Below are 25,548 nucleotides of genomic sequence, written 5' to 3'. Positions count from 1 at the left end.
AGCGCTACTTCGACGAATTTCATCCTCATGCCCTCATCGCGATGATGCGGCGCGCGGCGTTGAGGCCGGGCGCGCCGGAGATGCCGCCGCCGGGATGCGAGCCGGCGCCGGCAAGGAACAGTCCTTCGAGCGGTGTGTCATAGCCCGACCAGCCGGAGACCGGCCGCGACATCAGCATCTGGTCGGCCTGCAACTCGCCATGGTGCCAGTGGCCGCCGGGCATGCGGTAGCGCGCCTCGATATCGGCGGGCGTCAGGAGCTCGGCGTGGCGCACCGTCGCGCCGATGCCGGGCGCATAGGCTTCGAGCTCACCCATGATCGCCTTGAGGAATTTCGGCTTGCCGGCGGTCCAGCCCTCTTTCAACGCATAGGGCGCGTATTGCACCACCGCTGAGAGCACGCAGGCGCCGGGCGGAGCGAGCGATGGATCGACGAGGCTGGGCAGCGTGATCTCCATCACCGGCTCCGGAGAAAACTCACCATATTTCGATGGGTTGAAGGCGCGCTCGACATGGTCGGGCGAGGGGGCGATGACGAGGCGGCCCTTGTGGCCGGCGGCATCGACGCCGGTAAATTGCGGCGGCCGGTCGAGCGCCAGATGGAGCTTGGCTGCGTCGCCCTTCATGCGGATGTTCTTCACCTTGCGCACGAAGCCGGTGTCGACCTCGCGCGGGCCGACCAGATCGAGGATCGTCGTCGCCGGGTTGACGGCGGAAACGACGGTCTTTGCGCGCAGCGTCTCGCCGGTCTGCGTGACCACGCCGACGGCGCGGCCCTTTTCAACGATCACCCTGGCGACCGGCGATGCGTGGCGGATGGAAACGCCGGCCTTTTCCGCCGCGGCGCGGATGGCGGCGACGACGGCGCCCATGCCGCCTTTCGGCTGGACTTGCGCGCCGGCAAGGCCGCCGATCTCGCCGGCAAGCCGGTAATAGAGGCCAAGCAGCGAGGTCGGCGAGCGCGGGCCGAGATGCGAGCCAAGTGTGGCGTCGAAAGCAAGCAGGCCCTTCAGCCGGTCGTCCGAAAGCTGTTCGTCGAGCAGATCGTAGACGTTCATCAGAAGCACGCGCAGGAAGTCGCGCATGTCTTCTTTGCCGAGCCGCTTCAGCGCCAGCGCGGTCTGGCCAAGTCCGGTCATTTCGGCAAGCGACATGTTGCCGAGGTCAGGCGGCCGGCGCGACAGGAACGGCTTCAGCACGCCGGCATAGCGCAGCAGCTGCGCGCGCAGTTCCTTCCAGGCGGATTGTTCCGCAGGGCTCGCGCCGGTCAACACCTCACCATAGGCGTCGTGCAGCGTAAGCGGGCCGTCCTTCGACAGTGCCACCGACGGCACGAAGTCGCCGCGTTCGATCGTCAGCCCGTGGCGTTCCAGCTCCAGCGTCTTCACCACATCGGGATGCAGGCGGTTGAGCAGATGCGCGACGGCCGATACGCGGAAGCCCGGCGCGAATTCCTCGGTGCGCGCGGCGCCGCCGACCTCGTTGCCGGCTTCGAGCAGCAGCACCTTGCGGCCGGACTTGGCCAGTGTGGCGGCGGCGACGAGGCCGTTGTGGCCGCCGCCGATGACGATGGCGTCCCAGTTCAAATCAGATGACGTCATGGGCCGGGCTCATATGCAAGGTTGGCTTGGCAAGATCGCGCAGGATCTCGGCGGCGGCGTTGCGTCCCGGCGCGCCCATGACGCCGCCGCCCGGGTGCGTGGAGGAGCCGCACATATAGAGGCCGCCGACCGGCGAACGGTATTGCGCGTAGCCCGGCACTGGGCGGTTGAAGAGCAGCTGGTCGAAGGTGAGCTCGCCCTGGAAGATGTTGCCTTCGGTGAGGCCGACCTCGGCCTCGATCTCGCGCGGCGTGCGCACTTCCATGTGGACGATGCGGTCGCGGAAGCCGGGCGAATATTGCGCGATCTGGGAAATCACGCTTTCGGCGAAGCCGTCGCGGTCGGCGTCGGTCCAGTCGCGCCCGTCTAACTTGGGCGGCGCGTATTGCACGAAACAACTCATGAAATGCTTGCCGGGCGGCGCCGTGGTCGGGTCGAGCGTGGTCGGGATCATCATGTCGAGGAAGGGATCGGCCGACCAGCGCCCGGCCTTCCAGTCGTCATAGGCGCGCTCCATGCGCTCGATGGAATCGGTGAAATGCATATCGGCGCGGTAGACCGGCGAGTCTTTCGGCAGAGCCGGAAACTCGGGTAGGGAGTCCAGCGCGATGTTGACCTTGCCTGACGAGCCGCGGATTTTGAAATTCCGCACACGGCGCAGGAAGATGTCGGGCAGTTCCTTCTCTTCGACCAGCTTCAGGAAGGTGCGTTTGACGTCGGCGTTGGAGATGACGAGCTTGCCGTAAATCTCCTCGCCGCCGGCCAGCACCACGCCCTTGGCATTGCCGTTCCTGATCAGCACATGATCGACCTCGGCGCCGGTGCGGATGGTGCCGCCTGAAGCCTTGAAGGAGGCGGCCAGCGCCTTGGTGACGGCGCCCATGCCGCCGCGCGCATAGCCCCAGGCGCCGACCGAGCCGTCGACCTCGCCCATATAGTGGTGCAGCAGCACATAGGCGGTGCCGGGCGACATCGGCCCGAGCGCCGTGCCGATGATGCCGGAGAGCGCGAAGTTCGCCTTGATGACGTCGGTCTCGAAATACTCATCGAGGAAGTCGGAGATCGACATCGTCCAGAAGCGCAGGGTGAGCGCCATCTCCTCGGCCGAGAGACCTGCGAACTTTTTCCCCAGATAGAGCAGTTCACCCAGGTCGCGCGGCCTAAAACTGGTCGGGTCGGGGGCGGTGCGCATCAAAAGCGGCTGGATGAAGCGGCACTGCCTGGTGACGTCGCGCGAATAGCGGTCATAGGCCTCGGCGTCTCGCTTCGAGAAGCGGGCGAACTCGCGGCGATGCGCGTCATGGTCGCGGTAGTTGGCGAGATAGTCGCCGTCGCGCGTGAACACGGCGCCGCCTTCATAGGAGATGACCTGCAGGCCGAAGCGCGGCAGCTCCAGGTCGCGCATGATCTCGGGCCGGAACAGCGAGCAGACATAGGAGCAGTTGGAATAGAGGAAGCCCGGTGTCAGCTCGCGGCTGGTGGCGGCGCCGCCGATCCAGTCGTTCTTCTCGAGAACCAGCACGTCGAGCCCAGCGCGCTGCAGGTAGCAGGCGTTGACCAAGCCGTTGTGGCCGCCGCCGATGACGATCGCGTCCCATGCCTTCATGCGCGCTCACCCTCCATCTGGTCGCCCTTCTTTTTCTGGGCTGGTTGTTCCCCGATGCGCCGAATTTGGCACGGCTAACGGCTTTTTGTCCAGCTATATTGAATGAATGTTCAACAAATGATGTTGCGTTTTCCCGTTAATGCGCTAGGCTTTGCCCGTATCTCTGGACTGATCCACATCGGCATTTTGGGTTGAGGATCCGATGATCGAGACGGCTGACGCCGAGCCGGAATATGACGACACCGCCATCCGCTTCTTGGAGGCGTTGTGGGGCGAGGGCTACCTGTCGCCGGGCGGTCCTGAAGAGGTCGACCGCGTGGTCGAAGGCCTATCGCTCAGGGGCAAGACGATCCTCGATATCGGCTGCGGCGCCGGCGGCATCACTCTGCATCTGGTGGCAGCGCACGGCGCGGCTCGAGCCACCGGCTTCGACGTCGAAAAGCCGGTGATCGAGGCGGCGAGGCGAGGGGCGATCAGGCAGGGCCTCGACGACCGCGTCGGCTTCGTCCAGGCGCCGCCGGGGCCGCTGCCCTTCGCCGATGCTTCCTTCGACGTCGTCTTCTCCAAGGACGCGCTTTTGCATGTGCCGGACAAGGACGCGCTGTTCGCCGAGATTTTTCGGGTGATGAAGCCGGGCGGAGTCTTTGCCGCGTCGAACTGGATGATCTCGCATGACGGAGAACCGTCGCCTGAGATGAAGGCCTATGTCGCGGCCGAGGGGCTCTCCTTCGCCATGGCCTCGCCGGCGCGCTACGCCGAGGCGATGCGGCGCGCCGGCTTCACCGACATCACGGTGCGCGACCGCAATCCATGGTACCGCGAGGTCGCCCGCGAAGAGCTTTTGCGGCTCAAGGGGCCGCTCTACGCGCAGGCCGCGGCAGCGGTCGGCGCGGCCTATGTCGACAAGAACATCAGGACCTGGGAGGCGATGCAGAAGGTGCTTGACAGTGGCGAGCACCGCCCCACTCATCTGCGCGGTTGGAAGCCGGTTGGATAGCCGGCCATGCTGGAGACCGTCACACCCATGAACACCGAGGCGAGCGATGCTCTCTCCGAAACGTCGCAAAAAGGCGATGCCGAAAAGCGCGGCCGCAAGGCCTCGAAAGAGGTCCGGCGGTTGCAACTGATCGAGGCCACGATCGATTCACTGGCCAAGCGTGGCTATGCCGAAACGACGATGGCTGACGTGGCCGACGGCGCGGGCCTGTCGCGCGGCATCGTCAACTTCCATTTCGAGAGCAAGGAAAAGCTGCTCATCGCCACGCTGCAGCACATGTATGACGAGTATTCGGCGCATTGGCGCACCGCCTTGCAGAAGGCCGGCGACGATCCGGCCAGGCAGCTGCAGTATCTGGTCTGGGCCGATTTCGACCGCTCGATCTGCAACAAGCGCAAGCTCGCCGCCTGGCTCGCCTTCTGGGGCGAGGCAAAGTCGCGGCCGACCTACCAGGCGCTGAGCAGCTCGCGCGACAATTACTATCAGCAGGTCTTCATCGATCTCTGCGCGACGCTCAAACAGAGCGGCGGTTACGCCTATGACCCCCAGGCCATCGCGCTCGCGCTCAGCGCCATGCTCGAGGGTCTGTGGCTGCGGCTGATGATGGGGACGGAGGACACCACCCGAGAGACCGCGCTGCAGGCGGCGAATGCGTTTTTGGCCGCCGCCTTCCCGAAACACTATGGCTAGCGAGAACTGGGGCTAGCAAATGCCGGGTTAGCAACAGCCGGCCAAACAAGACCGGCAAAACCAAAAAGAGGATGGGAACAGCATGAAGAAACTCAGCCGACGCCTGACTTTGACCCTGGCGCTTGGCGGCGCGCTCGCGGCTTCGGCAGCGGCGTTCGCCGTTGCCGCCGACAAGGACCTGATCGTGTTCGACTGGTCCGGCGACGAGGATCCGAGCTTCCACGGCAAATATGTCGAGAAGAACGGCGACTCGCCGACCTTCGCCTTCTTCGGCGACGAGGACGAGGCGTTCGAAAAGATCCGCTCCGGCTTCAAGTCCGATCTAGGCCATCCCTGCTCGCAAAGCGTGGTGAAGTGGCGCGAGGCCGGGCTCTTACAGCCGCTCGACACTTCGAAGATCGCCGGCTGGAAAGACCTCAATCCCGGCATCATGGCGATGAAGGATCTCGCCACCACGCCCGACGGCAAGGCCTGGTTCATGCCCTGGGACTGGGGCGACACCCAGCTCACCTACAATTCCGACAAGATCGCCGAAAAGGACGTGCAGTCGCTGAAGGTGTTCGCCGATCCCAAATACAAAGGCAGGGTCTCGATCGGCGACAATGTCGACGATGCCTATGCGCTGGCCAGCCTCGCCATCGGGTTGAAGGACTGGACCAAGATGACGGACGAGCAGTTCAAACAGGCGTCCGACTTCCTGCGCCAGGTGCACAAGAATGTGCGCTCCTACTGGACCGACACCACCGACATCGTGCAATTGCTCTCCGGCGGCGAGGTCGACCTCGCCTGGGCCTGGAACGACGCCACCGTGCAGTCGGTCGCCGCGGGCGTGCCCATCAAGTCCAAGAAGGACACCGACGAAGGCATCTCGACGTGGGTGTGCGGCTACGTGCTGTTCAAGGACGCGCCCGGCAATGTCGACAAGGCCTATGACTACCTCAACGCCGTCAACGATCCGGAAGTCGCCAAGACGCTGGTCAAGGACTGGGGTTACGGCCAGGCCAATGCCAAGGGCATGGCCGGCGTCGACCCGGCGATCCTGAAGGAAAAGGGCTACGACAACGTCGAAAAGTGGGTCGACAAGACGCTGTTCCAGCAGCCGCTGCCTTCGGAGCTCAAGCTCAAGATGATCGCCGAATTCGAGAAGATCAAAGCCGGCTATTGAACGAATTCAGCGACCCGCTCGCTTGCCGAGCAGAGCAAAGTGAGCGGGCTCGCCAAAGCTTCTGAATTCTCTTAACTTCCTCGCGTCGTCCGCGATGGGGGAGTTTCTCGCGCCATGAAAACCATGCTTCGCCGCCTTGCCCTGGCTGCCCTCGTCACCGTCGGCGCGGGCACCGCCTATGCGCTTGCGGAAGGCGGCGGCGACCTCGTCGTCTTCGACTGGTCCGGTTACGAGGATCCGCTGCTGCATCCGGCCTACACCGCCAAACACGGCGCCGAGCCGACCTTCTCCTTCTTCGGCGACGAGGACGAGGCCTTCGAGAAGATACGCGCCGGCTTCAAGGCCGATATCGCGCATCCCTGCTCGCAAAGCGTGGTGAAGTGGCGCGAGGCCGGGTTGCTGCAGCCGCTCGACACCTCGAAGATCGCCGGCTGGAAGGATCTCAATCCCGGCATCATGGCGATGAAGGATCTCGCCACCACCGCCGACGGCAAGGCTTGGTTCATGCCTTTCGACTGGGGCAATACCTCGCTGCTCTACCGCACCGACAAGGTGACGGCGGATGAGGCGCAGTCGCTGAAGATCTTCGCCGACCCGAAGTTCAAGGGCCGCGTCACCATCGGCGACAATGTCGATGACGCCTATGCGCTGGCGAGCCTGGTGATCGGTCTGAAGGACTGGACCAAGATGACGGACGAGCAGTTCAGCCAAGCCTCGGCCTTCCTGCGCGACGTGCACAAGAATGTCCGCTTCTACTGGACGGACGATACCGACCTCAACCAGGCCTTCACGGGCAATGAGGTCGATCTGGTCTGGGGCTGGAACGAGACCTATGTGACGCTGAAAGGCCAGGGGATGCCGATCGCCATGAACCGCGACACCAAGGAAGGCATCTCGACCTGGGTGTGCGGCTACGTGCTGCTCAAGGATGCGCCGGGCAAGCTCGACCAGGCCTATGATTTCCTGAGCGCCGTCAACGCGCCGGGTGTTTCGGAGTATATGGTGAAGACCTTTGGCTACGGTCACGGCAACAGCGCGGGCATGGCGGCGATGGACCAGAAACTGCTCACCGAGCGCGGCTTCGACAATCTCGACAAGTTCCTCGACAAGACGCTGTTCCAGCAGCCGGTGGCGCCGGACCTCAAGCAGCGCATGGTCGCCGAGTTCGAGAAGATCAAGGCCGGCTATTGAGCAGCATCATTGAAAGAACCGACGTCGTCATCGTCGGCGCCGGCTTCACCGGCCTCTCCGCCGCGCTCGAATTGAAGCGCGCCGGTATCGATTTCCTAGTGCTCGAAGCGCGTGACCGCGTCGGCGGCAGGGTGGAGGCCGTCCGCAACGGGCTCGGCGAGCTGATCGACAGCGGCGGGCAGTTCCTATGCCAGGACATGCCCGAGCTGATGGCGCTGGCCAAGGCGCGGGGCAAGAGCTTCGTCGAGACCTATATCGAAGGCGAGTTCATCACTCATCCGTCGATGACAGCGGCGCGGGCGGAGCGGACCTATCATGTCTCGATGGCGATCCGCGAGCGCATGAACCGGATCGATCCCGACGATCCGACGATTGCCGGGCTGACCGTCGCCGATTGGCTGGAACGCCAGCATGATGAAGCCGATGCCAAAGCTGCTTTCCGCTCGCTGGTCGAGGGCCTGTGGTGCCTGGCGGCGGATAAGGTGCCGCTCTGGTACCTGATCGACAATGATCGCCGCATCACCAACGAGGTGTTCGAGCTGCAGTATTTTCTGGGCGACACGATGCAATCGCTGGCCGAGGATCTGGCCGCCGAGCTCGGCGACCGGCTGCGCCTGAACCAGGCGGCGACGCGTGTCGAGCGCGCCCCGCAAGGCATTCGCATCAGCACCGGCGCGGCCACGATCGAAGCGCGCGAGGTTCTGATCGCGCTGCCGCCGGCGACGGCCGCGAAGCTCGACTTCGCGCCTGCCCTGCCTGCCGAGCTTACAAGCGCGCTCGGCGTCTGGGAAAGCGGCGCGGTGATCAAGATCCTGGTGCGCTACGCAAAGCCCTTCTGGCGCGAGCGGGGCCTGTGCGGCATGGTGATGTGGCGTGACCAGCCCGGGCTTTTTGCCTGCGACGCCAGCAGGGATGCCGATCACGCCGCGCTTATCGTCTTTGTCGGCGGGCCGCTCGCGCTGCGCTGGCATTCGCTCGGCGAGGCGGCATTGCAGGCGGAAGTCAACGCGAGGCTTGTCCAGGCGCTCGGCCCGCAGGCCGCCGACATCGTCGATTTCAGCGCGCGTGACTGGACGCATGACCGCTGGAGCGGCGGCGCCTATAGCGATCTCGTCGTCGATGTGACTGCGCGCGATGCTGAGCGCACCATTCTTGCCGGCGCGCCGCCGGTCCATTTCGCCGCTTCGGAGCTCTCGCCGTCTTTCCCCGGCTATGTCGAGGGCGCGATCGTCGCGGGACGCATCGCTGCGGCCAAGATTCAATCCGCCATCGCCACCAAGGCCTCGGGGTCGTAGGCGAGGCGGATCGGGGCTCCGACCGGAATATCGTCGGCGCCGAAATCATTGGTCTCGGTCACCGAGAGCGGTTTTTCGAGCCCCGGTATCTCGACGATCAGATGGGTGATCTCGCCGAAATAATGCCGTTCGACGACCTTGCCGGCGACCTCGAATTTTGCCGACGCATTGTCCCACAGAACGCGCAGGCGTTCGGGCCGGATGCCGAGCGTCGCCGCGCCGCCATTGCGCATGAAAGCCTTGGGCTTGTCGGTCCTGACGCGGCCGAAGCCCAGCGTGTCGAGCACCAGCGAAGCGCCGTTCTCCTCGACGATCTCGGCCTTGACGAAGTTCATGCCGCCGAGGAAGTCGGCGACCTGCCGGTTGACCGGGCGCTGGTAGATCTCCTTCGGCGACGCGACCTGCGCGATGCGGCCGCCGAACATCACGGCGATGCGGTCGGACATCGCCAAGGCCTCGTACTGGTCATGCGTGACCAGCACGAAGGTGATGCCGACGGCCTGCTGGAGCCGGCGCAGTTCGACCTGCATCTGCTCGCGCAACTTCTTGTCGAGCGCCGAGAGCGGCTCGTCCAGGAGCAGAACCTTGGGACGCATGACCAGGGCGCGGGCCAAAGCCACGCGCTGGCGCTGGCCGCCGGAAAGCTCGGTGGCCCGGCGCTTGCCGAGGCCGGTGAGCGACACCTGCGCCAGCGCCTCCTCGACGCGGCGCTTCTCCTCGCCGGCATCGAGCTTAAGCCGCTTCAGCCCATAGGCGACGTTCTGCTCGACATTGAGATGCGGGAAGATCGCATAGCTCTGGAAGACCATGTTGGTAGGCCGTCGGTTGGCGGGAATGCCGTCCATCGGCTGGCCGTCGACGGCGATCGAACCGCTGGTCGGCGTGTCGAAACCGGCGATCATGCGCAACAGCGTGGTCTTGCCGCAGCCTGAGGGCCCGAGCAGCGAAAAGAACTCACCTTCGCGGATCGCCAGCGAGGCGTTGTCCAGCGCCTTGAACGATCCGTAGCTGCGGGTGACGTCGCGGATGTCGATCATGGTGCGGTCGGATTGCATGCGCTCGGATTGGACCCGCTCAAGCATGGAGGCCTCCCTCGTTCTGGGTGCGTCTCGCCGCGCGGCGGCGCAGGATTTCGGCAATTGTCATCAGCACGAAGGACGCCAACAGCAACAAGGTGCCGAGCGCCAGCACGCCAGGAAGCTTGGCCGCGAAACGCAGCTGGCCCCAGATGTAGATCGGCAGCGTCGCCTCGGTGCCGGTAAGGAAAAAGGCGATGATGAATTCATCGAGCGAGATGGTGAAGCAGACGAGTAGGCTGGAGATGATCGCCGGCGCCACCATGGGCAGCGTCACCCGCCGGAAAGTGCCAAAGGCGCTCTCGCCGAGATCGGCGGAAGCCTCCTCCAGGCTGCGGTCGAAGCCCTCGAAGCCGGAGGTCAGCACGGTCATCGAATAGGGGATGCAGACCAGCACATGGCCGAGCACGACGGTGAACAGCGACAGGCTGAGGCCCAGCTGCAGCATGACCAGCAGCATGGAGATCGCGACGATCACTTCGGGTAGCACGAGCGGCGCCATGATCAGGCCGTTGATGGCGCGGCGACCCGGGTAACGGTAGCGGGTGATCGAGCGTGCCGCCAGGATGCCGAGCACCGTCGACAGGATCGAAGCCGATATGCCGACCAAAAGGCTGTTCCAGGTGGCGTCGATCAGCGCCGGCGTTTTCGGCAGGTCCTCGTACCAGTGCAGCGTGATGCCGGAGAGTGGGAATTTCGGCGTCGCTGCCGTGTTGATCGAGAAGATCGGCAGGAAGATCACCGGCAGATAAAGGAACAGGATGTAGAGCGTGGCGTAGCTCGACAGCCATCCAGGCAGGAAACGTCTCATCGCCGTCATCGTGCCAGCCTCTGCAGGGCGCGGATGACCAGCACGGTGGCGCCGGCCATCAGCGAGACGATGATCATGGTGGTGACGGAGAGCGCAGCCCCCAGCGGCCAGTTCGACGCCTTGCCGAACTGCGCCTGAATGGCGTTGGCGATCATGACGCCGTCCTTGCCGCCGACCAGCTTCGGCGTGACATAGTCGCCGACGGTCGGGATCATGACGATCAGCGCGGCCGAGATGACGCCGGGCACCGACAGCGGCAGGGTCACGCGCAGGAAGGAGCGCAGCGGCCCGTCGCCGAGATCGGTCGCCGCCTCGACCAGGGTGCGGTCGACCTTCTCCAGCGAAACGAAGATCGGCAGGATGGCGAAGGTCGCCCAGGCATGGGTGAGCGTGATGATGACGGCGGTGGAATTGTAGAGCAGCGCGTCCGACGGCTCGCTGATGATGCCAAGGCCCATCAGACCGGAATTCAAGACGCCATTATAGCCGAGGATCACCTTCCACGACATCACGCGCAGCAGGTAGCTCGTCCAGAACGGGATGGTGATGAGGAACAGCCACAGGCTCTTGTGGCGACCGCCATGGAAGGAAATGAAATAGGCGATCGGGTAGGCGAGCAGCACGGTGAGCAGGCTGACCGTCAGCGAGATGTAAAGCGAGCGCCAGAGCAGGTCGCGGTAGATCGGCTCGGTCAGCGCGATCCGGTAGTTCTCCAGCGTGAAGGTGTGGTCAATGGTGAGGTAGTTCTGCGTCCAGAAAGAATGGGCGATGACGACCAGGATCGGCAGGACGAGAAGAATAAGGGCGTAGACGAAGGTGGGACTGATCAGGGCAAAGCCCTGGACGGCTTCCGATTGCAGAAGGGGATTTCGTCTGGCCCCCGCCATGCGCAACGGGGGCGACCCTTCCGCGGCAACCGTCATTGCAGCGCCCCAGGCGTGATTTCGGTAGCTGGCTCGGACTGTCCCGCCATGCGGCCTTCCCATTCGTAGCGCCGGCCGCCTGTTCCCGATTTATGCTTGGAGCGCGATGGCTCCCTGGCTTGCCGACATTCTTTCATCATGAGCGCATCCGCCCATTGAAATCAAGCGCTATTTCTGAAATATTGATTGAACGAACATTCAAAATGAAGTGCTGAAAAGCCGAATTTCCCTGGTTTTCCACACTGTTTGATGTGCGACAGAATTTCTGCAACCCGATGGTGTGAGGCGAAGATGGCGGCTCAAAGCAAGATCAAGGCAAGCGAACTTATCGGGCCTGAAGACGACGATGCGGTCGAGCTCGCCAAGCGCCATCTCGTCCAGCCCTGGCCCTATGCCGGCTCGGTCGGCGCCGAGGCGCGCACGCTGATCGGCGAGGGCGACGGCATCTATATCACCGATGCCTCGGGCAAGCGGCTGATCGACGGCCCGGCCGGCATGTGGTGCATCAATGTCGGCCATCGCCGCGAGGAGCTGGCCAAGGTCATGTACGACCAGGCGATGGCGCTCTCCTACAACACGCCCTGGTACACGATGAATGCGCCGTCGGCGGAGCTTGCCCGCCGCATCGCCCATGCCGCGCCCGGCGACCTCAGCCACACCTTCTTCACCACCGGCGGATCATCGGCGGTGGAGACGGCGCTGCGCTTCATGCAGTTCTACAACAATGTGCGCGGACGGCCGGAGAAGAAGCTGATCCTCAGCCGCGGCGGCGCCTATCACGGCTCGACCTATCTATCGGCCTCGCTCAACGGCCGTCCGCGCGATCACGACTGGATGGACGGCGCCGGCGATCTGGTGATCAAGCTTTCCTCGCCCGATCCGTTCCGGCGGCCGAAGGGCATGGATGTCGCAGCCTTCACCGATTTCCTGGTCGACCAGTTCCGCGACACGATCGCGCGCGTCGGCGCGGAGCGTATCGGTGCCTTCGTCGGCGAGCCGGTGCAGGCCTCGGGCGGCGTCATCGTGCCGCCGGACGGGTATCTGAAGCGCATCCGCGAGATCTGCCGCGACAACGACATCCACTATGTTTCGGACGAGGTGGTGACCGGCTTCGGACGGCTCGGCCATGTCTTCGCCTCCGGCGACGTGTTCGGGATCGATCCGGACATGATCACCTTCGCCAAAGGCGTCACCTCAGGCTATTTTCCGCTCGGCGGCGTCATCATCTCCGAGCGGCTGCTGGAAGAGCTGCGCCGCTCCAACCATCCGGACGCGATGTTCGGCCATGGCCTCACCTACACCAGCCACCCGATCGGCTGCGCGGTGGCGCTGAAGAATCTCGACCTGCTGGAAGAGGGCGTGCTTCAACACACCCGCGAGATCGCACCCTATTTCCAGGCGCGACTGAAGACGCTGGAAGAGCTGCCGCTGGTCGGCGAGGTGCGCGGCGTCGGCCTGATGGCTTGCGTCGAATGCGTCGCCGATCGCGAAAGCAAGGACCCGCTGCAGCTCGACAAGAGTGTCGGCAAACGCATCGACGCGCATTGTCATGAGCTCGGTCTTCTGGTGCGGCCGCTGATCAACATGTGCGTGATGTCGCCGCCGCTGATCATCACCAAAGAGCAGATCGACGACATGGTGGCGATCCTGCGCGAAGGGATTTCGCGGACGATGGATGATTTGCGGAAGGAGGGGGTGTGGCGGGGGTGATTAGCCTCTTTCCTTCTCCCCGTTTCACGGGGAGAAGGTGCCGGCAGGCGGATGAGGGGCGGCGCCGACATTGGCGATTGGGTGCGCACAAGGGACTTCGTCCGTCCGAGATGATGATCTCACCGGCCGGCCGGCGCCAAAATTCCAGTCGGAGGTAGGTTTCTGAGGTTGAGGGCAAGCCAATCGCGCGACGCTGGCGCTGCCCCTCAACCGCCCTTCGGGCACCGTCTCCCCGTGGAACGGGGAGAAGCAAGAGGCTACCCCCTCGACCTTAGCGCATCGTTCAGGCCCCACATGTCCTTTTCCTCGGGCGCCGTCTCCAGGTTCAGCACCGGCACCTGCCTGCGCAAATGGTCATGGTGGGTGCGCACGCCATACTCCAGATCCGACAAGTAGAAGCCTTCGAAAGCCTCCGACAGCATGGATTCGTTCGACCACACCGAAAGCTGCACGTCCTCGTTCATCGTGTCGCGGTCGATGCGGTAGGCGAGGTAGCGCGCCGCTGCCTGCTCGCGCGTCTCGTCCTTGTAGCGGTAGATGGCGCCGCGCAGCAGCGTTTCGCCGGTGGACAGCGGAAACTCCTGATAGAACTGCACCGATTCCGGCATGATCGACAGCGCGTTGTTGGGGAAGATGCCATAGTAGATCCAGGCCTTGCGCAGATGCTCCGGCAGATGCGTGGCCTCAGGCGCAAGCTTGATGTATTCGCGCACGCTCCAGCGCCGGCCGGCATGCGGATTGTAGGTGGCGAAGGACCGCGACACGCCATTGATGAAGGGTTCGTCGAAATAGGTCGCGCCGTAGAGGTCCTGCAGCGCCGGATGCGCCATGGCGACGTGGTAGCCTTCATTGTCGACGTCGCGCACCGACTTCCAGTTGACTGGCGATTTCTGCGTCCAGATGCCCCAGGACGGCACCATGTCGGCGATGTTGTAATGCGCCATCTCGGCTTCGATGGGCTTCAAGAGCTCTGCCACCGAAGGCTGCGGGCCGCCCTTGCGAAAGCGGATGAAGATGAAGCCCATCCAGATTTCGAGGTCGAGCGGCATCAGACCGAACTCGGTCTTGTCGAGCTCGGGGAAGGAGCGCGGACGGGCGGCGCCGCGCAGCGTGCCGTCGAGATTGTAGACCCAGCCGTGGAACGGGCAGACCAACGCGTTCTTGCAGCTGCCCTGGCTGTCGGCGACGACGCGGCTGCCGCGATGGCGGCACATGTTGTTGAAGGCGCGCACGACGCCGTCCTTGCCGCGCACGATCAGCGCGCGCTCGCCGATGACGTCCATGGTCAGATAGTCACCCGGATTCGGCACGTCGGAGACATGGCCGGCGATCTGCCAGTGATTGCGGAAGACGTATTCCTTCTCGAGCTCGAGAAGGGCGTTGGAGTGATAACTCCACCCCGGCAAACCCCGCCGGTCCCAATCATTGGGGATCGCCACGTCACGGAGGTGCGGGTTCATCGGAATGCTCTTCTTTTTGTTGAATAGTCATTCAATATAGGCATATTTTTCATTGAAATGCAATGGCTTGTGAAAATATGAAAATCCCATGGCGGAAAATTCAAACTCGACTGAACCGGAAAAATCCCGGAAAATCCGGGCCTTAATCAAGGAAGCGCAACGGCGAAATCGTGCGCCGACAGCTGCCCCGGAGAAGCTCCGTTTCGATGGATTGCGAGGCGGACGGCAACGCCGCCGAGGTGGCCGATCCCGGCAAGGCTTGTGTGAGGTCGTTTACAGTCGGCCGGCCGCGACAGGTGGCATTATCTGCGTCGACCAGCTTCGAACCAAGGAATGGTTGCGGCAGGGCGAGAATGCCGAGCGCTGTTTCAATCCTGTTACAGAGTCGGCCGCAGCCAATATCCTGTTGTTACCCGGTGCGATTAAGTTCGTTTCATAGCCAAAAAGAAAGATAGTGAAGGGAACGACCGATGTTTGCGAAAGTTCATGCCGCCGATACGAATCGCCGCCTGCATGGCCCGGAGCGTAATGACCGCCGGCCGAAGCTTGCGCTGCGCCAGCGCGCCAGCGACCATCCGATGGCGATGTTCATGCTGATTGGCGCCTGCGCCTTTGTCGGCATGCTGGCCGCGCCTGCTTCCGGTCCGGCCTTCGCGTCGATCAACCCGCCGGCCAATGTCGTGGAAGGCGCGCAGACCACGCTCAAGACCGCCCGCCTGCCGGAAAGCGCAATCGACTTTGCCTGCAAGGGCCAGAACTGGGGCGCCGAGAGCATCGATTGCCTGCGCGCCATCGCCGAGCAGTCCGGCCAGCACCGCGAGCACGCTGTGCGCATGATCGCCAATGCGGCGCCGCTCACCAACACGCCGAACATTTTTTAAGACCTCCCCAGAGCGCTCCCTCCTGCGCTCAAGTCAGGCTCCCGCCGCAAAGTCGGTCGGGAGCCTCTTTTTTCGGATCTATCGGTATTCAGGTGAAGCCGGCCTGCGAATGGCGGTTCCCTGCGCTTCCGGTGCTCACGTACTACAAGTACGCTCCGCTCCGGTTCTCGCGAACCGCCACTCTCGGCTCGGCTTGACCTGAATCTCGGCAGATCCTGCGGCTGCGCAAGCTCAGGCCCGATCACTTATCCGTTGCAGGCCATACCACCTGCCCCGCTCAGATGTGCGCGCTGTTGTCGGCTGCGGCTTCGTCGGCGACGGCCGACAGGATGCCGCGGACGTCGAGCGTCGAGAAGGGCTTTTCCAGAATGTGCGGGCGCTGCGGCGGCGGCAGCGCTTCAATCTCCGCCTTGGCGCCGATCAGATCGCCGGTCACCAGCACGAAGCGCTTTGCCAGCGCCGGCTTCTCAGCAAGCAGTTGACGGTAGATCGCGATGCCGCTGGTGCCCGGCATGCGCAGGTCGGAAAAGACGATGTCCGGCGGCATATGGCCGGTGAGCACATCGGCGGCAGAGGTCCAGCTTGCCACGACACGCGACTTAAGGCCCATCAGTTCCAGAATGTCCGAAAGCGAGCCCGCGACGTCGGGCTCGTCGTCGATGATCAAGGCATGGCGCAACCCGCTCGACCGCACCGGACCTTCGCCGGGCGCGGCGCCGGCACTCGCGATCGCCGGCAATTGCACGACGAAGCGCGCGCCCTGCGGCACGACCTCCTCGAACCAGATGTTGCCGTTGTGGCGCTCGACGATCGACTTCGAGATCGACAGGCCGATGCCGGTGCCAACCCCGACCGGCTTGGTGGTGAAATAGGATTCGAAGATGCGAGAGCGAATCGCTTCGGGGATGCCCGGGCCGTTGTCCTCGACGGAGAAGCCTGGATTGCCGCGCTCGTTGCGGAATGTCCGCACCTTGATGCGCCGCTCGCCGGTGACGCCGGCCAGCGCATGCTGGCTGTTGATGAGGAAGTTCGCCGCCACCTGCGTGATATGGTCGGCGTCGGCCATGGCAAGCAGCGGCCCGTCGGCGAAATCGGTGTCGATTATGATGCCGCTGGAGCGGGCACCATAGGCAGTGACTTCGAGCGCCGAGCGAATCACCTGGTTGAGATCGGTCTCGGCCTGCTCCGTCGGATGCAGCCGCACCATAGACAGGAAGCTCTTGACGATGCGGCCGCAGCGCTCCGCGGCGGCGCGCACCTTCTCGGCCCGCACCTTGGTCTGCGGGTCGCCGGCGAATTCGTGCAGCAGCGTCGACTGCGCCACCACCACCGCCAGCGGGTTGTTGAGCTCGTGCGAGACCCCGGCGAGCAGCGAGCCCATCGCCGCCATTTTCTCGTTCTGATGCAGCTTCTCGCGCTGGCGGTTGATCTCTTCCTCGGCCTGCAGCTTTTCGCGCAGGTCGCGGATCGAGCCGAAGATCAGGCGGCGGTCGGCAACGCGCATCTCCGTCGCCGTCAGCTCGATCGGGAAAATCTCGCCGGCGGCGTTCTGGGTAACGGTCTCCAGGCGCTGGCCGACCATCGGGGCGCCGCGGCCGGCCATGTATTCGGCACCCGAGGCATAGCCCTTGCGGTAATATATTGGAACGATGGTATCGAGCAGGTCCTTGCCGAGGATGGCGCTGCGCTGGAAGCCGAACATCTTCTCGGCGGCCGGATTGAACTCGATGATCGAACCCGTCTCGTCGATGACGATGATGGCGTCGAGCGAGGCCTGCAGCATGGTGCGGCGGATCACTTCACTGGCATGCGCCTCGGATGGCGAGCGCTCGATGGCATCGCCGATCGCCAGGGCGATGATGTGCAGGGTCGCCTCTTCCTCATCCGTCCATTCGCGCTCGGCGACGCAGTCGTTGACGGCCAGCGTGCCCCAGAGGTGGCCATGCGCGAAAACCGAGACGGACAGGAACGACTTGATGCTCTGCTTCTCGAAATCGGCCCGCAGGAAGCCGTCGAGGTCGCGCGTGTGGCCGGAGAAGATCTTGCCTTGCCGCTCGTCTTCCTGCAGGCGCTCCAGCAAGGAATCCGAGTTGATGATCGACTGCATGATCACCGTGGGCGACGCCAGCTCGCCGCCGAAATCCGGGTCGATCCAATAAGCGGCGACGGACTGGGCGAAGCCTTCGCCCGGCAATTCACGCAGCCGGAAGAGGATGCCGCGCTGGCAATCCATCTTGCGGCACATCGTGCCCAATATGTCGTCCATCTCGCGCTGCCAGTCGCCTGCCTCGCGCAGGCGGCGCACGACATGGACGGCCGCCATCGCGGCGCCGCCCGGGCGCGAGCCATGCGTATCGGTGCGAGCTGCATCAGCAGTCATGGTCATTCCAGGCCTGGACGTAGTCGTTCAGAGCATCCCTCCGTACTGACGGAAACGGCGAACCGCTCTATCGCTTTGTTTTGACGCAATTCCGGACGGAAGGCTACGGCGAAACCGCCGAGCCTACCGCTCGCACTTTCCCGGACCTGCTCTAAGGCGTGTCGATATTCAGGTGATGCTGGCCTGCAAATGCCGGTTTCCTGCACTTCCGGTGCTCACGTACCTTAAGTACGCTCCGCTCCGGTTCTCGGAACCCGCCATTTTCGGCTCGGCCTGACCTGAATATCAACACGCCTTAGTTGGCGTCGCCGCTCGGCAGCGAGAAGATATAGCCTTCGCCGCGCACCGTGCGCAGGAATTTCGGATTGGCGGGGTCGGCTTCGATCTTCTTTCGCAGCCGCATGATGCGGATATCGACCGCGCGCGAGGATTCCGGATCCTCGACGAAGCCGATGGCTTCCGAAATCGCCGCCCGCGTCAGAAGCCGGTTGGCGCGGGTGAGGAAAACCTCGAGCACGTCGAACTCGCTCTTGGCCATCTCGATCACCGCGCCATTGGCGGCAGTGACCAGTCTTCCATCGAAATCGGCCTGGAAGCCGCCGAAATTCATGAAGCGACGATTGCCGGCTTCGGCCTTCGCGGCTTGCGGCTCGGCCGGCTGCGGCACGCGGCGCAAAACGCTGCGCACCCGCGCCAGCACCTCGCGCAATTCGTATGGCTTGACGATGTAATCGTCGGCGCCGAGCTCCAGCCCGACAATGCGGTCGAGCGCGGTGCCGGCGGCGGTGGCATAGATGATGCCGATCTGCGTTTTCGAGCGCAGCCAGCGGCCGAGCGACAGTCCGTCCTCGCCGGGCATGGCGATGTCGAGGATGGCAAGGTGAAAGGGCTGCGTTTCGAACAGCGCGCGCGCCGCCACGGCATTCTCGGCCGTCACGACATCATAGCCGCTGGCGCCGAGATACTCGGCCACGGCCTCTCTCAGATCCGGTTCGTCCTCGACGACGATGATGCGTGCCTTCACGACGCGCTCGCTCCCGCTTTCAGCGGAAAGTAGATTGGGTATAAACATGATGTCCAGCACTCATCTCGAGTTGTCTGTGGCGGGTGGAGAAAAATGGCCGCACGATCCGTCATTGCGCTTGTATCCGTCGCCGAGGTGGTGGCGGGCGATCTGGCCGCCCATCTCGATCGGCGCGGGCACGATGTGCGTCAGGCGCGCCAGCCCTGGGAGGCGGAGACGCTGCTTTCGGCCGGCGGTATCGATGTCGTGGTGGTCGGCGACGAGGTCACCCAGGCCGAGAGCCGCGAACTGCTCAAGCGGTACAGCAGCCAGGGCGGGGGCGGCGAAGGCGGTCCCGACTTCATCCTGATCTGCCGGCCGCGCGACCTCGTCGACAAGGTGCTGGCGCTCGAGCTGGGTGCTGCCGACGTGATCGAAAGCCCGCTCAATGTGCGCGAGCTTGCCGCGCGCATCGGCGGCCTGCTGATGAGGCGCGGCAGGGCCCCCGGAGAACTGATCGTGCTGGAGAACGCCACCGTCGACCTGCGATCGGCCATGGTCATGCATCGCTCGGGGGCGGAGGATCAGCTTTCCCCGGGACAGGTGGCGTTGCTGAAGCTGTTCCTGGCCAGCCCGCGCAAGGTGCTGACGCGCGACGACATCATTGCCGCGGCCCCGGCTGAGAATGCGGACGCCTTCGACCGTTCGATCGATTCGCGCATCGTGCGGCTGCGCCGCAAGCTCGACACCGATACCATCACCACCATCAGGGGCGCCGGCTATCGTTTCGATCCGCCGGCGTCGCGCAATGAATGAATTCAAGTGAGCGAGGCTTCCGCGCATCGGATTCCCCAAAGCGGTGGTCATTTTGGGACCGGCGCCTGGCGGTCAGCGCACCACGATGATCGAAGGGCCGGATAAAATGTCGGCGCCGGCGGTTGTCTCGGCGTGGGCGCGCTCCTTGAGCAGCACCGTCGCCAGCGCGGCAAAGCCGAGCAAGCCTTGAGCGTAGAGCAGTGCCGAAAGCACCGAGGCAGCAAATGTCGTCTTCATCTCTTTAAATCCCAATCGCGAAATCGTCGGTGCTTCAGGAAACTCCCGAAGCGCCCGCGCCGCTGACGGAGCCCCCCGCTGCGGCGCGGGCCTTCGGTCCTCTCGGCAGCAAGTAGCCGGAGGGGCCGCGCGTCCTCATCAGCCGGAGGCCGACCCGCCAGAGGGCCTTCAGCCGGTGGACGCGCAGGCTGGAGACAATCCAGACCGTGGCGATGAACAGAGCCATGTGCAGTGTCGAAACCTCGCCGGACGTCATCGCCGCCAGCGCCGTCACCGGGCTGCCGGGGGCCACCGAGCCGGCGCCGCCGAGCGCGATTGCCGCGATGCTGATCCTGAGAAGCCAGGAGCGGAGTTTCGATTTCCTGCCCATTTTCGTTTGCAGTTGCTGTTCCCGTTGCGTCAAATCTGCCGCCGGCCTGTATCCAGATCATGCCGCCGTGGCTGCACTTTGTTGCAGTTTGGTTTCGAAGGTGGGCGTAAATGTTTCATATACAGATGAAATGAACTTTCGTTTCCGAACCAAGCCCATTGTGTAGCGCCGAACCACCGCGTCTCAGAAGAGGTCCGATGTAACGGCCGGGCGGAGCTTTTGTTAACTTATGGAAACGAATTCGAAACAGAAACGAGCATCAAGCGAAATAGCTCGGAAACGGACGAGCACGATAAGGGCCCATCGAATTGAAGCCGGCGCGACCGGCAAAAAACAGAGAGGGATCCGTCATGCACACCGCCATTTCCGCCAAGCTCATCAATATCGCCGCCGCCGAGCTCACCGGCGCCGCGCTGCTCTTCAGCGCCGGCAATGCCGCTCACGCCAACCAGATCGTCGCCAAGGTCTCGCTGTCGCAGCAGATCATGGAAGTCACGGTCGACGGCCGCCCGACCTACACGTGGAAGGTGTCGACCGGCGACAGAAGGCACATCACGCCGACCGGTTCGTTCAAGCCGACGCGCATGCATGAGATGTGGTATTCGAAGAAATACGACAATGCGCCGATGCCGCATTCGGTGTTCTTCAGCGGCGGCTATGCCGTCCATGCCACCTATGCCATCAGCCGTCTCGGCAGCCCGGCCTCGCATGGCTGCGTGCGGCTGCATCCGGATGCCGCGGCCGATTTCTATCAGCTCGTCGAGGCCTTCGGCCCCGGCAACACCAGCATCGTGATCGTCAAGTAGCAAAAGAGGCCGGGAACCCCGGCCTCTTTTGAGCGAATAGCGAATAGAGTCTTCCGGCGTGAACGCCTTTTCTTTCCCTATTCGCTACTCCCTATTCGCTATTGCCTCCGCTCAGCTCGGCAGCGCCGGCATCAGCTTCGGATCGGGCTTCTCGGCGAGATGCGGCAGGTCCCTGCTGGCGATGAAGGTGTAGAACATCGGCACGACGAAGAGCGTGAACATGGTGCCGACCAGGATGCCGGTGAAGATGACCAGACCCATCGAATAGCGTGCGGCCGCGCCCGCGCCGCTGGAGATGATCAGCGGCACGACGCCCAGCGCCATCGCCGCCGTCGTCATCAGGATCGGCCGCAGGCGCACCTTGGCCGAAGCGATGATGGCGTCGCGGCGGCGCATGCCGTGGATCTCGCGCTGCTGGTTGGCGAACTCCACCAGCAGAATGCCATGCTTGGTGATCAGGCCGATCAGCGTGATCAGGCCGACCTGGGTATAGATGTTGAGCGTCCCCAGCCCGATGTTTAGCGGCACGATGGCGCCGAAGATCGACAGCGGCACCGCCATCATGATGATCAGCGGGTCGCGGAAGCTCTCGAACTGGGCCGCCAGCACCAGATAGATCACGACCACCGCCGCGGCGAAGGCGATCAATATGGTGTTGCCCTGTTCCTTCTCTTGCCGCGACTGACCGGAATAGTCGACGAAGAAGGTGTCCGGCAGGGTCTCCTTGGCGAGATCCTCCAGCACCTTCAAGCCGTCGCCGGTGGTCACGCCGGGCAGTGGCAAGGCCGAGATCGTCGAGGAGTTCAGCTGGTTGAACTGCTCGATGGCGGCCGGCGAGGCATTGGTCGAGATCTTCACCACCGCCGACAGCGGCACCATCTTGCCGTCGACGCTGCGAACGAAATATTCGCCGAGCTTCTCGGGATTGTCGCGGAATTCCTGCGGCACCTGCGGGATGATGTCGTAGCTGTTGGAATCGCGGTCGAACTGGGCCACCTCGGCGCCGCCGACAAGCAGCGTCAACGTATTGCCGATATCGGCGATCGGCAGGTTCAACGCCGCCGCGCGCTCGCGGTCGATGGTGACGGTCACCTGCGGCGCGTCGTAGGCCATGGAGTTCTGCACGACGATGAAGCGGCCGGAAGCCTGCGCCTTGTTCTTGATCTTCTCCGCCTGGTCGAAGACCTCGGAAGGATCGCCGATCGAGCGAACCACCATGGAGATGGGCAGACCGCCGCCGGAGCCGGGCAACGTCGGCGGCGCGAAGACGAAGGCCTGAACGCCGGCGACCTTGGCGAGCCGTGCGGTGATGTCGGCCTGCAGTTCCTTCGAACTGCGCTTGCGGTCGGCCCAATCCTTGAAGGCGAAGCCGACGAAAGCACCGTTGGTCGCGCCGCCGAAGGCGACGGCCGAGAATTGAGCCCTGGTCTCCGGGATATCCCTCACCAGGCCGAGCATCTGGTTGACGTAAGTCTCCGTGTAGTCCGACGTTGCGTAGCGCGGCGCAGTCACGATCGAGAGCAGGAAGCCCTGATCTTCCTCCGGCGCAAGCTCGGTCGAGGTCTTGGTGAACATGAAGCCGGTAAGCGCAACAAGCGCCACGACGATGATCAACGTCACCGGCCGGTTTCTCAAGGAGGCGGTGACCGCGCGCTCGTAGATATGCTCGACGCGGCCGAAGATACCATCGACGATGCGCTGGAAGCGGCCATGCGCGCCGGCCTTCAGCAGGCGCGCCGACATCATCGGCGTGATGGTCACCGCGATCAGGCCGGACAGCACCACGGAGCCGGCTAGCGTGACCGCGAATTCGCGGAACAGCGCGCCGGTCAGACCGCCGGTGAAGGCAAGCGGCGCGAACACCGCGGCCAGCGTGATGGTCATGGCGACGATGGCCGAGAAGATCTCGCGCATGCCGTTGAAGGCCGCCTGCATCGGCGACATGTGGTCCTCTTCCATGTGGCGGTGGATGTTTTCCACCACCACGATGGCATCGTCGACGACGAGGCCGATCGCCAGCACCATGGCAAGCAGCGACAGAAGGTTGATCGAGTAGCCGACTGCAAACAGGATGAAGCAGACGCCGATCAGCGACAGCGGGATCGTCACGATCGGCATCATCACCGAGCGGAACGAACCCAGGAACAGAAGGATCACCACGATGACGATGGCAACCGCCTCGCCGATGGTCTTGAACACTTCCTCGATCGAGGCGCTGATCTGGCCGGTGGCGTCGTAGACGACCTCGATCGTCATGCCTTTCGGCAGCGTTTCCTGAATCACCGGCACGAGCTTGGTGACCGCGGCCGCGGTCGTCAGCGGGTTGGCGGCAGGCGTCGGGAAGATGGCAAGGAAAGTGCCGGGCTTGCCGTTGAAGCTCACCCTGGTGTCGGTGTTTTCTGCGCCGAGCTCGACACGCGCGACATCGCGCAGGCGCACGACCTCGCCGTTCGTCGAGCGGATCGGGAGCTGGGCGAACGCCTCCGGCGTCTGCAGGGTCGAATGCACGGTGATCGAGGAGACCACATACTCGTTCTGGGTGTTGCCGGGCGCCGACAGGAAGTTCGAGTTGTTGATCGCGGTCAGCACGTCCACGGCCGTGGCGCCACGCGCGGCGAGGCGGATCGGATCGATCCAGATGCGCATGGAATATTCCTGGGCGCCGAAGATCTGGACATTGGCGACACCTTCCACGGTCGAGATGCGCGGACGAATGACGCGCTCGATATACTCGGTGAGCTGCTCCTTCGTCATGTTCGGGTTCTGCATCGAGATGTACATCATCGCGAACTGCTGCCCGGTGCCCTTGACGATGACCGGATCCTTGGAGGCATCCGGCAAGGTGCCGCGCACGCCCTGAACCTTGGACAGCACCTCGGTGAGCGCGACGTCCGGATTGGAGCCAAGTTTCATCTGCACCGTCACCGTGCTTGAAGACGGACGGCTGGACGAGGTGACGTAGTCGATGTTTTCGGTGGAGGCGACGGCGCGCGCTATCGGCGCCGATATGAAGCCCTGGATCAGATCGGCGCTGGCGCCCGGATAGGCCGTGGTGATCGTGATCGCGGTCTCGTCGACCTTGGGATACTGGCGGATCGACAGGCTGAAGATGCCCTGGAATCCCAGAAGCAGGATCATGCAGGCAAGTACCGTCGAAAGAACGGGCCGGCGAATGAAGAGGTCGGAAAAGTTCATTGCTGAACCTCTTTGTTCGCCGATTTGCTGGGATCGATGGTGTTGTCGACGGCAACCGACATGCCGTTGAAGAGCCGGTTCTGCCCGGCCGTTACGACCTGGTCGCCATCCTTGAGGCCCTCGGTGATCTCGACCATACCGTTGTTGCGGCGGCCGAGCTTCACGAACACCTGCGAGATGGCGAGCGCAGGCTGCTGCGCGGCATCGGCGGGCTTGACGTCAGCCGGCTTCGCCGCGTTGTCGGCGGGCTTGGACGTGTCCGATTGCGGCTTGGCGGCATCGGCGGCCGGCTTGTCGGTGGCGGCCTTCTGCTCGTCCGGCTTTGCCGGCGTGGCAGCGGCACCCGCCGCCGGTTTTGCCGGCACGACCACGAAAACATAATCGCCGTAGAGGCTCGTTGTCACCGCTGTCTGGGGAACGGAGATGACATTGTTTTCCAGCGGCAGCTCGACACGGATCTGGACGAACTGGCCAGGCGTCAGCTTGCCTTCCGGATTGGCGACCTCGCCGCGGATCGAGACCAGCCGGCTTGCCGGGTCGATCTTGGGGTCGATGCCGCGGATGGAGCCGGCAAAGGACATGTCGGCGAGGCTGCTGCCGAGCTTGACGGTCTGGCCGATCTTGAGCAGCGGCAACTGCTGTTCCGGAACCGTGAAGTCGACCCGCATCGTGTCCAGATCCTGGATCGTCACCACCGAGTTGCCGGGGGCTAGATATTGGCCGATATCGATCTTCGGGATGCCGACCGTGCCGCCGAAGGGCGCGGACAATTGCTTCTGATCGAGCACGGCCTGCAGCTTGTTCACCTGCGCGGCCGAGGCATCCGCGGCAGCACGCGCGGCGTCGAGCGTCGCGTCGGTACCCACGCCGCGCCGCTGCAATTCGATCGCGCGGGTCAGCGCCGCCTGGTCCGAGGCGGCCTGCGCCTTCTGCGCCACCAGATCGGCCTTCTCGACCGCGTCGTCCAACTGCAGGAGCACGGCGTCGGTGGCGACCTTCTGGTTGGCATGGAAGAGGATGTTCTTGACGATGCCGCTCGTTTCGACGGTAAGGTCGACGCCGCGCACGGCATTGACGGTGCCGATCGCCTCAACGCCCGGCGTCCATTCCGAAGGCTTGACGATCACTGTCGAGACCGTGGCGGCCGGCGGCTTCATGGTGGCAAAATACTGCTTGATGCCGGCATCGCGCATGAAGTTGAAGCCGACGATACCGACGCACACCAAAGCGAGCAGGATCAGGAACACGGTGATGATGATAAAGCGCTTCACGAACAGTCCCCTCGAGCCGGCAACCGGCAAACGATCGATGCCGGGACACATACCGACGATGAATC

Annotated in this window: 22 protein-coding genes; 10 read left to right on the top strand and 12 right to left on the bottom strand. The window is 63.8% G+C overall.

Features of this window, described 5'->3' with window-relative positions; all coding sequences use genetic code 11:
- Positions 1-25 precede the first annotated feature (25 nt).
- Both EN862_RS18080 and EN862_RS18075 read right to left on the bottom strand, forming a co-directional pair.
- Positions 26-1,600, bottom strand: coding sequence for an NAD(P)/FAD-dependent oxidoreductase (locus EN862_RS18080; RefSeq protein WP_127865694.1), 1,575 nt, complete (start codon positions 1,598-1,600; stop codon positions 26-28).
- Positions 1,587-3,206, bottom strand: a complete 1,620-nt coding sequence (locus EN862_RS18075) for an NAD(P)/FAD-dependent oxidoreductase (RefSeq protein WP_127865695.1) — start codon at positions 3,204-3,206, stop codon at positions 1,587-1,589. Before EN862_RS18075 ends, EN862_RS18080 begins: the two co-directional genes overlap by 14 nt.
- A 202-nt stretch (positions 3,207-3,408) precedes the next feature.
- Between EN862_RS18075 and EN862_RS18070 the strand changes: the two genes are divergently transcribed.
- From EN862_RS18070 to EN862_RS18050, 5 genes are all read left to right on the top strand, one after another.
- Positions 3,409-4,203 carry a methyltransferase domain-containing protein gene (locus tag EN862_RS18070; protein WP_127865696.1) on the top strand — a complete coding sequence of 265 codons (795 nt, stop codon included), beginning with the start codon at positions 3,409-3,411 and terminating at the stop codon, positions 4,201-4,203.
- 6 nt (positions 4,204-4,209) lie between these two features.
- Positions 4,210-4,893, top strand: a complete 684-nt coding sequence (gene betI / locus EN862_RS18065) for a transcriptional regulator BetI (RefSeq protein ID WP_127865697.1) — start codon at positions 4,210-4,212, stop codon at positions 4,891-4,893.
- An 82-nt stretch (positions 4,894-4,975) separates the two neighbouring features.
- Positions 4,976-6,058: an ABC transporter substrate-binding protein gene (locus tag EN862_RS18060; RefSeq protein WP_127865698.1), complete on the top strand. Its 1,083-nt coding sequence runs from the start codon at positions 4,976-4,978 to the stop codon at positions 6,056-6,058.
- A 114-nt stretch (positions 6,059-6,172) separates the two neighbouring features.
- Positions 6,173-7,249 (top strand): extracellular solute-binding protein, encoded by a 1,077-nt coding sequence (locus EN862_RS18055; RefSeq protein WP_127865699.1) that lies wholly within the window; start codon positions 6,173-6,175, stop codon positions 7,247-7,249.
- On the top strand, positions 7,246-8,544 hold the full coding sequence (locus EN862_RS18050; RefSeq protein ID WP_127865700.1) for a flavin monoamine oxidase family protein: 1,299 nt from the start codon (positions 7,246-7,248) through the stop codon (positions 8,542-8,544). Before EN862_RS18055 ends, EN862_RS18050 begins: the two co-directional genes overlap by 4 nt.
- On the opposite strand, the gene EN862_RS18045 is transcribed toward EN862_RS18050, so the two are convergent.
- From EN862_RS18045 to EN862_RS18035, 3 genes are read right to left on the bottom strand one after another with little or no spacing between them, the layout of a single operon-like run.
- On the bottom strand, positions 8,508-9,581 hold the full coding sequence (locus EN862_RS18045; protein ID WP_127865847.1) for an ABC transporter ATP-binding protein: 1,074 nt from the start codon (positions 9,579-9,581) through the stop codon (positions 8,508-8,510). The two genes, EN862_RS18050 and EN862_RS18045, sit on opposite strands and share 37 nt — an antisense overlap.
- 37 nt (positions 9,582-9,618) lie before the next feature.
- Positions 9,619-10,440 carry an ABC transporter permease gene (locus EN862_RS18040; RefSeq protein WP_127865701.1) on the bottom strand — a complete coding sequence of 274 codons (822 nt, stop codon included), beginning with the start codon at positions 10,438-10,440 and terminating at the stop codon, positions 9,619-9,621.
- Positions 10,437-11,354 carry an ABC transporter permease gene (locus EN862_RS18035; RefSeq protein WP_127865702.1) on the bottom strand — a complete coding sequence of 306 codons (918 nt, stop codon included), beginning with the start codon at positions 11,352-11,354 and terminating at the stop codon, positions 10,437-10,439. The genes EN862_RS18040 and EN862_RS18035 overlap by 4 nt, the downstream gene beginning before the upstream one ends.
- A 291-nt stretch (positions 11,355-11,645) precedes the next feature.
- On the opposite strand from EN862_RS18035, the gene EN862_RS18030 reads away from it, so the two are divergent.
- Positions 11,646-13,064, top strand: coding sequence for an aminotransferase (locus EN862_RS18030; RefSeq protein WP_127865703.1), 1,419 nt, complete (start codon positions 11,646-11,648; stop codon positions 13,062-13,064).
- Between the two features lie 257 nt (positions 13,065-13,321).
- Here the strand turns inward: EN862_RS18030 and EN862_RS18025 are convergent, their stop codons facing one another.
- Positions 13,322-14,524, bottom strand: coding sequence for an aromatic ring-hydroxylating dioxygenase subunit alpha (locus tag EN862_RS18025; protein ID WP_127865704.1), 1,203 nt, complete (start codon positions 14,522-14,524; stop codon positions 13,322-13,324).
- Positions 14,525-14,612: 88 nt separating this feature from the next.
- On the opposite strand from EN862_RS18025, the gene EN862_RS18020 reads away from it, so the two are divergent.
- Together EN862_RS18020 and EN862_RS18015 are read left to right on the top strand one after the other, a co-directional pair.
- Positions 14,613-14,963 carry a hypothetical protein gene (locus tag EN862_RS18020; RefSeq protein ID WP_127865705.1) on the top strand — a complete coding sequence of 117 codons (351 nt, stop codon included), beginning with the start codon at positions 14,613-14,615 and terminating at the stop codon, positions 14,961-14,963.
- Positions 14,964-14,994: 31 nt separating this feature from the next.
- Positions 14,995-15,405, top strand: a complete 411-nt coding sequence (locus EN862_RS18015; protein ID WP_127865706.1) for a hypothetical protein — start codon at positions 14,995-14,997, stop codon at positions 15,403-15,405.
- A gap of 277 nt (positions 15,406-15,682) precedes the next feature.
- Here the strand turns inward: EN862_RS18015 and EN862_RS18010 are convergent, their stop codons facing one another.
- Positions 15,683-17,785 (bottom strand): ATP-binding protein, encoded by a 2,103-nt coding sequence (locus EN862_RS18010; RefSeq protein ID WP_189401820.1) that lies wholly within the window; start codon positions 17,783-17,785, stop codon positions 15,683-15,685.
- Between the two features lie 295 nt (positions 17,786-18,080).
- The gene (locus EN862_RS18005) at positions 18,081-18,809 is read right to left on the bottom strand and encodes a response regulator transcription factor (RefSeq protein ID WP_245519637.1); all 729 of its coding nucleotides are present in this window, start codon (positions 18,807-18,809) and stop codon (positions 18,081-18,083) included.
- A 93-nt stretch (positions 18,810-18,902) separates the two neighbouring features.
- Here EN862_RS18005 and EN862_RS18000 point away from each other — a divergent pair, with 93 nt between their 5' ends.
- Positions 18,903-19,604 (top strand): response regulator transcription factor, encoded by a 702-nt coding sequence (locus EN862_RS18000; protein WP_127865707.1) that lies wholly within the window; start codon positions 18,903-18,905, stop codon positions 19,602-19,604.
- A 72-nt stretch (positions 19,605-19,676) separates the two neighbouring features.
- On the opposite strand, the gene EN862_RS17995 is transcribed toward EN862_RS18000, so the two are convergent.
- Positions 19,677-19,841, bottom strand: a complete 165-nt coding sequence (locus EN862_RS17995) for a hypothetical protein (RefSeq protein ID WP_127865708.1) — start codon at positions 19,839-19,841, stop codon at positions 19,677-19,679.
- A 34-nt stretch (positions 19,842-19,875) separates the two neighbouring features.
- Positions 19,876-20,211: a hypothetical protein gene (locus tag EN862_RS17990; RefSeq protein WP_127865709.1), complete on the bottom strand. Its 336-nt coding sequence runs from the start codon at positions 20,209-20,211 to the stop codon at positions 19,876-19,878.
- 350 nt (positions 20,212-20,561) lie between these two features.
- On the opposite strand from EN862_RS17990, the gene EN862_RS17985 reads away from it, so the two are divergent.
- On the top strand, positions 20,562-21,017 hold the full coding sequence (locus tag EN862_RS17985; protein WP_127865710.1) for a L,D-transpeptidase: 456 nt from the start codon (positions 20,562-20,564) through the stop codon (positions 21,015-21,017).
- 111 nt (positions 21,018-21,128) lie between these two features.
- Here the strand turns inward: EN862_RS17985 and EN862_RS17980 are convergent, their stop codons facing one another.
- Complete coding sequence (locus EN862_RS17980) at positions 21,129-24,212, bottom strand: efflux RND transporter permease subunit (protein ID WP_127865711.1); 3,084 nt, start codon at positions 24,210-24,212, stop codon at positions 21,129-21,131.
- Complete coding sequence (locus EN862_RS17975) at positions 24,209-25,534, bottom strand: efflux RND transporter periplasmic adaptor subunit (RefSeq protein WP_127865850.1); 1,326 nt, start codon at positions 25,532-25,534, stop codon at positions 24,209-24,211. The genes EN862_RS17980 and EN862_RS17975 overlap by 4 nt, the downstream gene beginning before the upstream one ends.
- Positions 25,535-25,548: the final 14 nt, after the last annotated feature.

The sequence above is a fragment of the Mesorhizobium sp. M2E.F.Ca.ET.219.01.1.1 genome, assembly GCF_004016445.2.
In the GTDB taxonomy this organism is placed as follows: Bacteria; Pseudomonadota; Alphaproteobacteria; order Rhizobiales; family Rhizobiaceae; genus Mesorhizobium.
The sequence above is the reverse complement of the archived record's forward strand: the minus strand, read 5'-3'. Positions and strand labels throughout refer to the sequence as shown.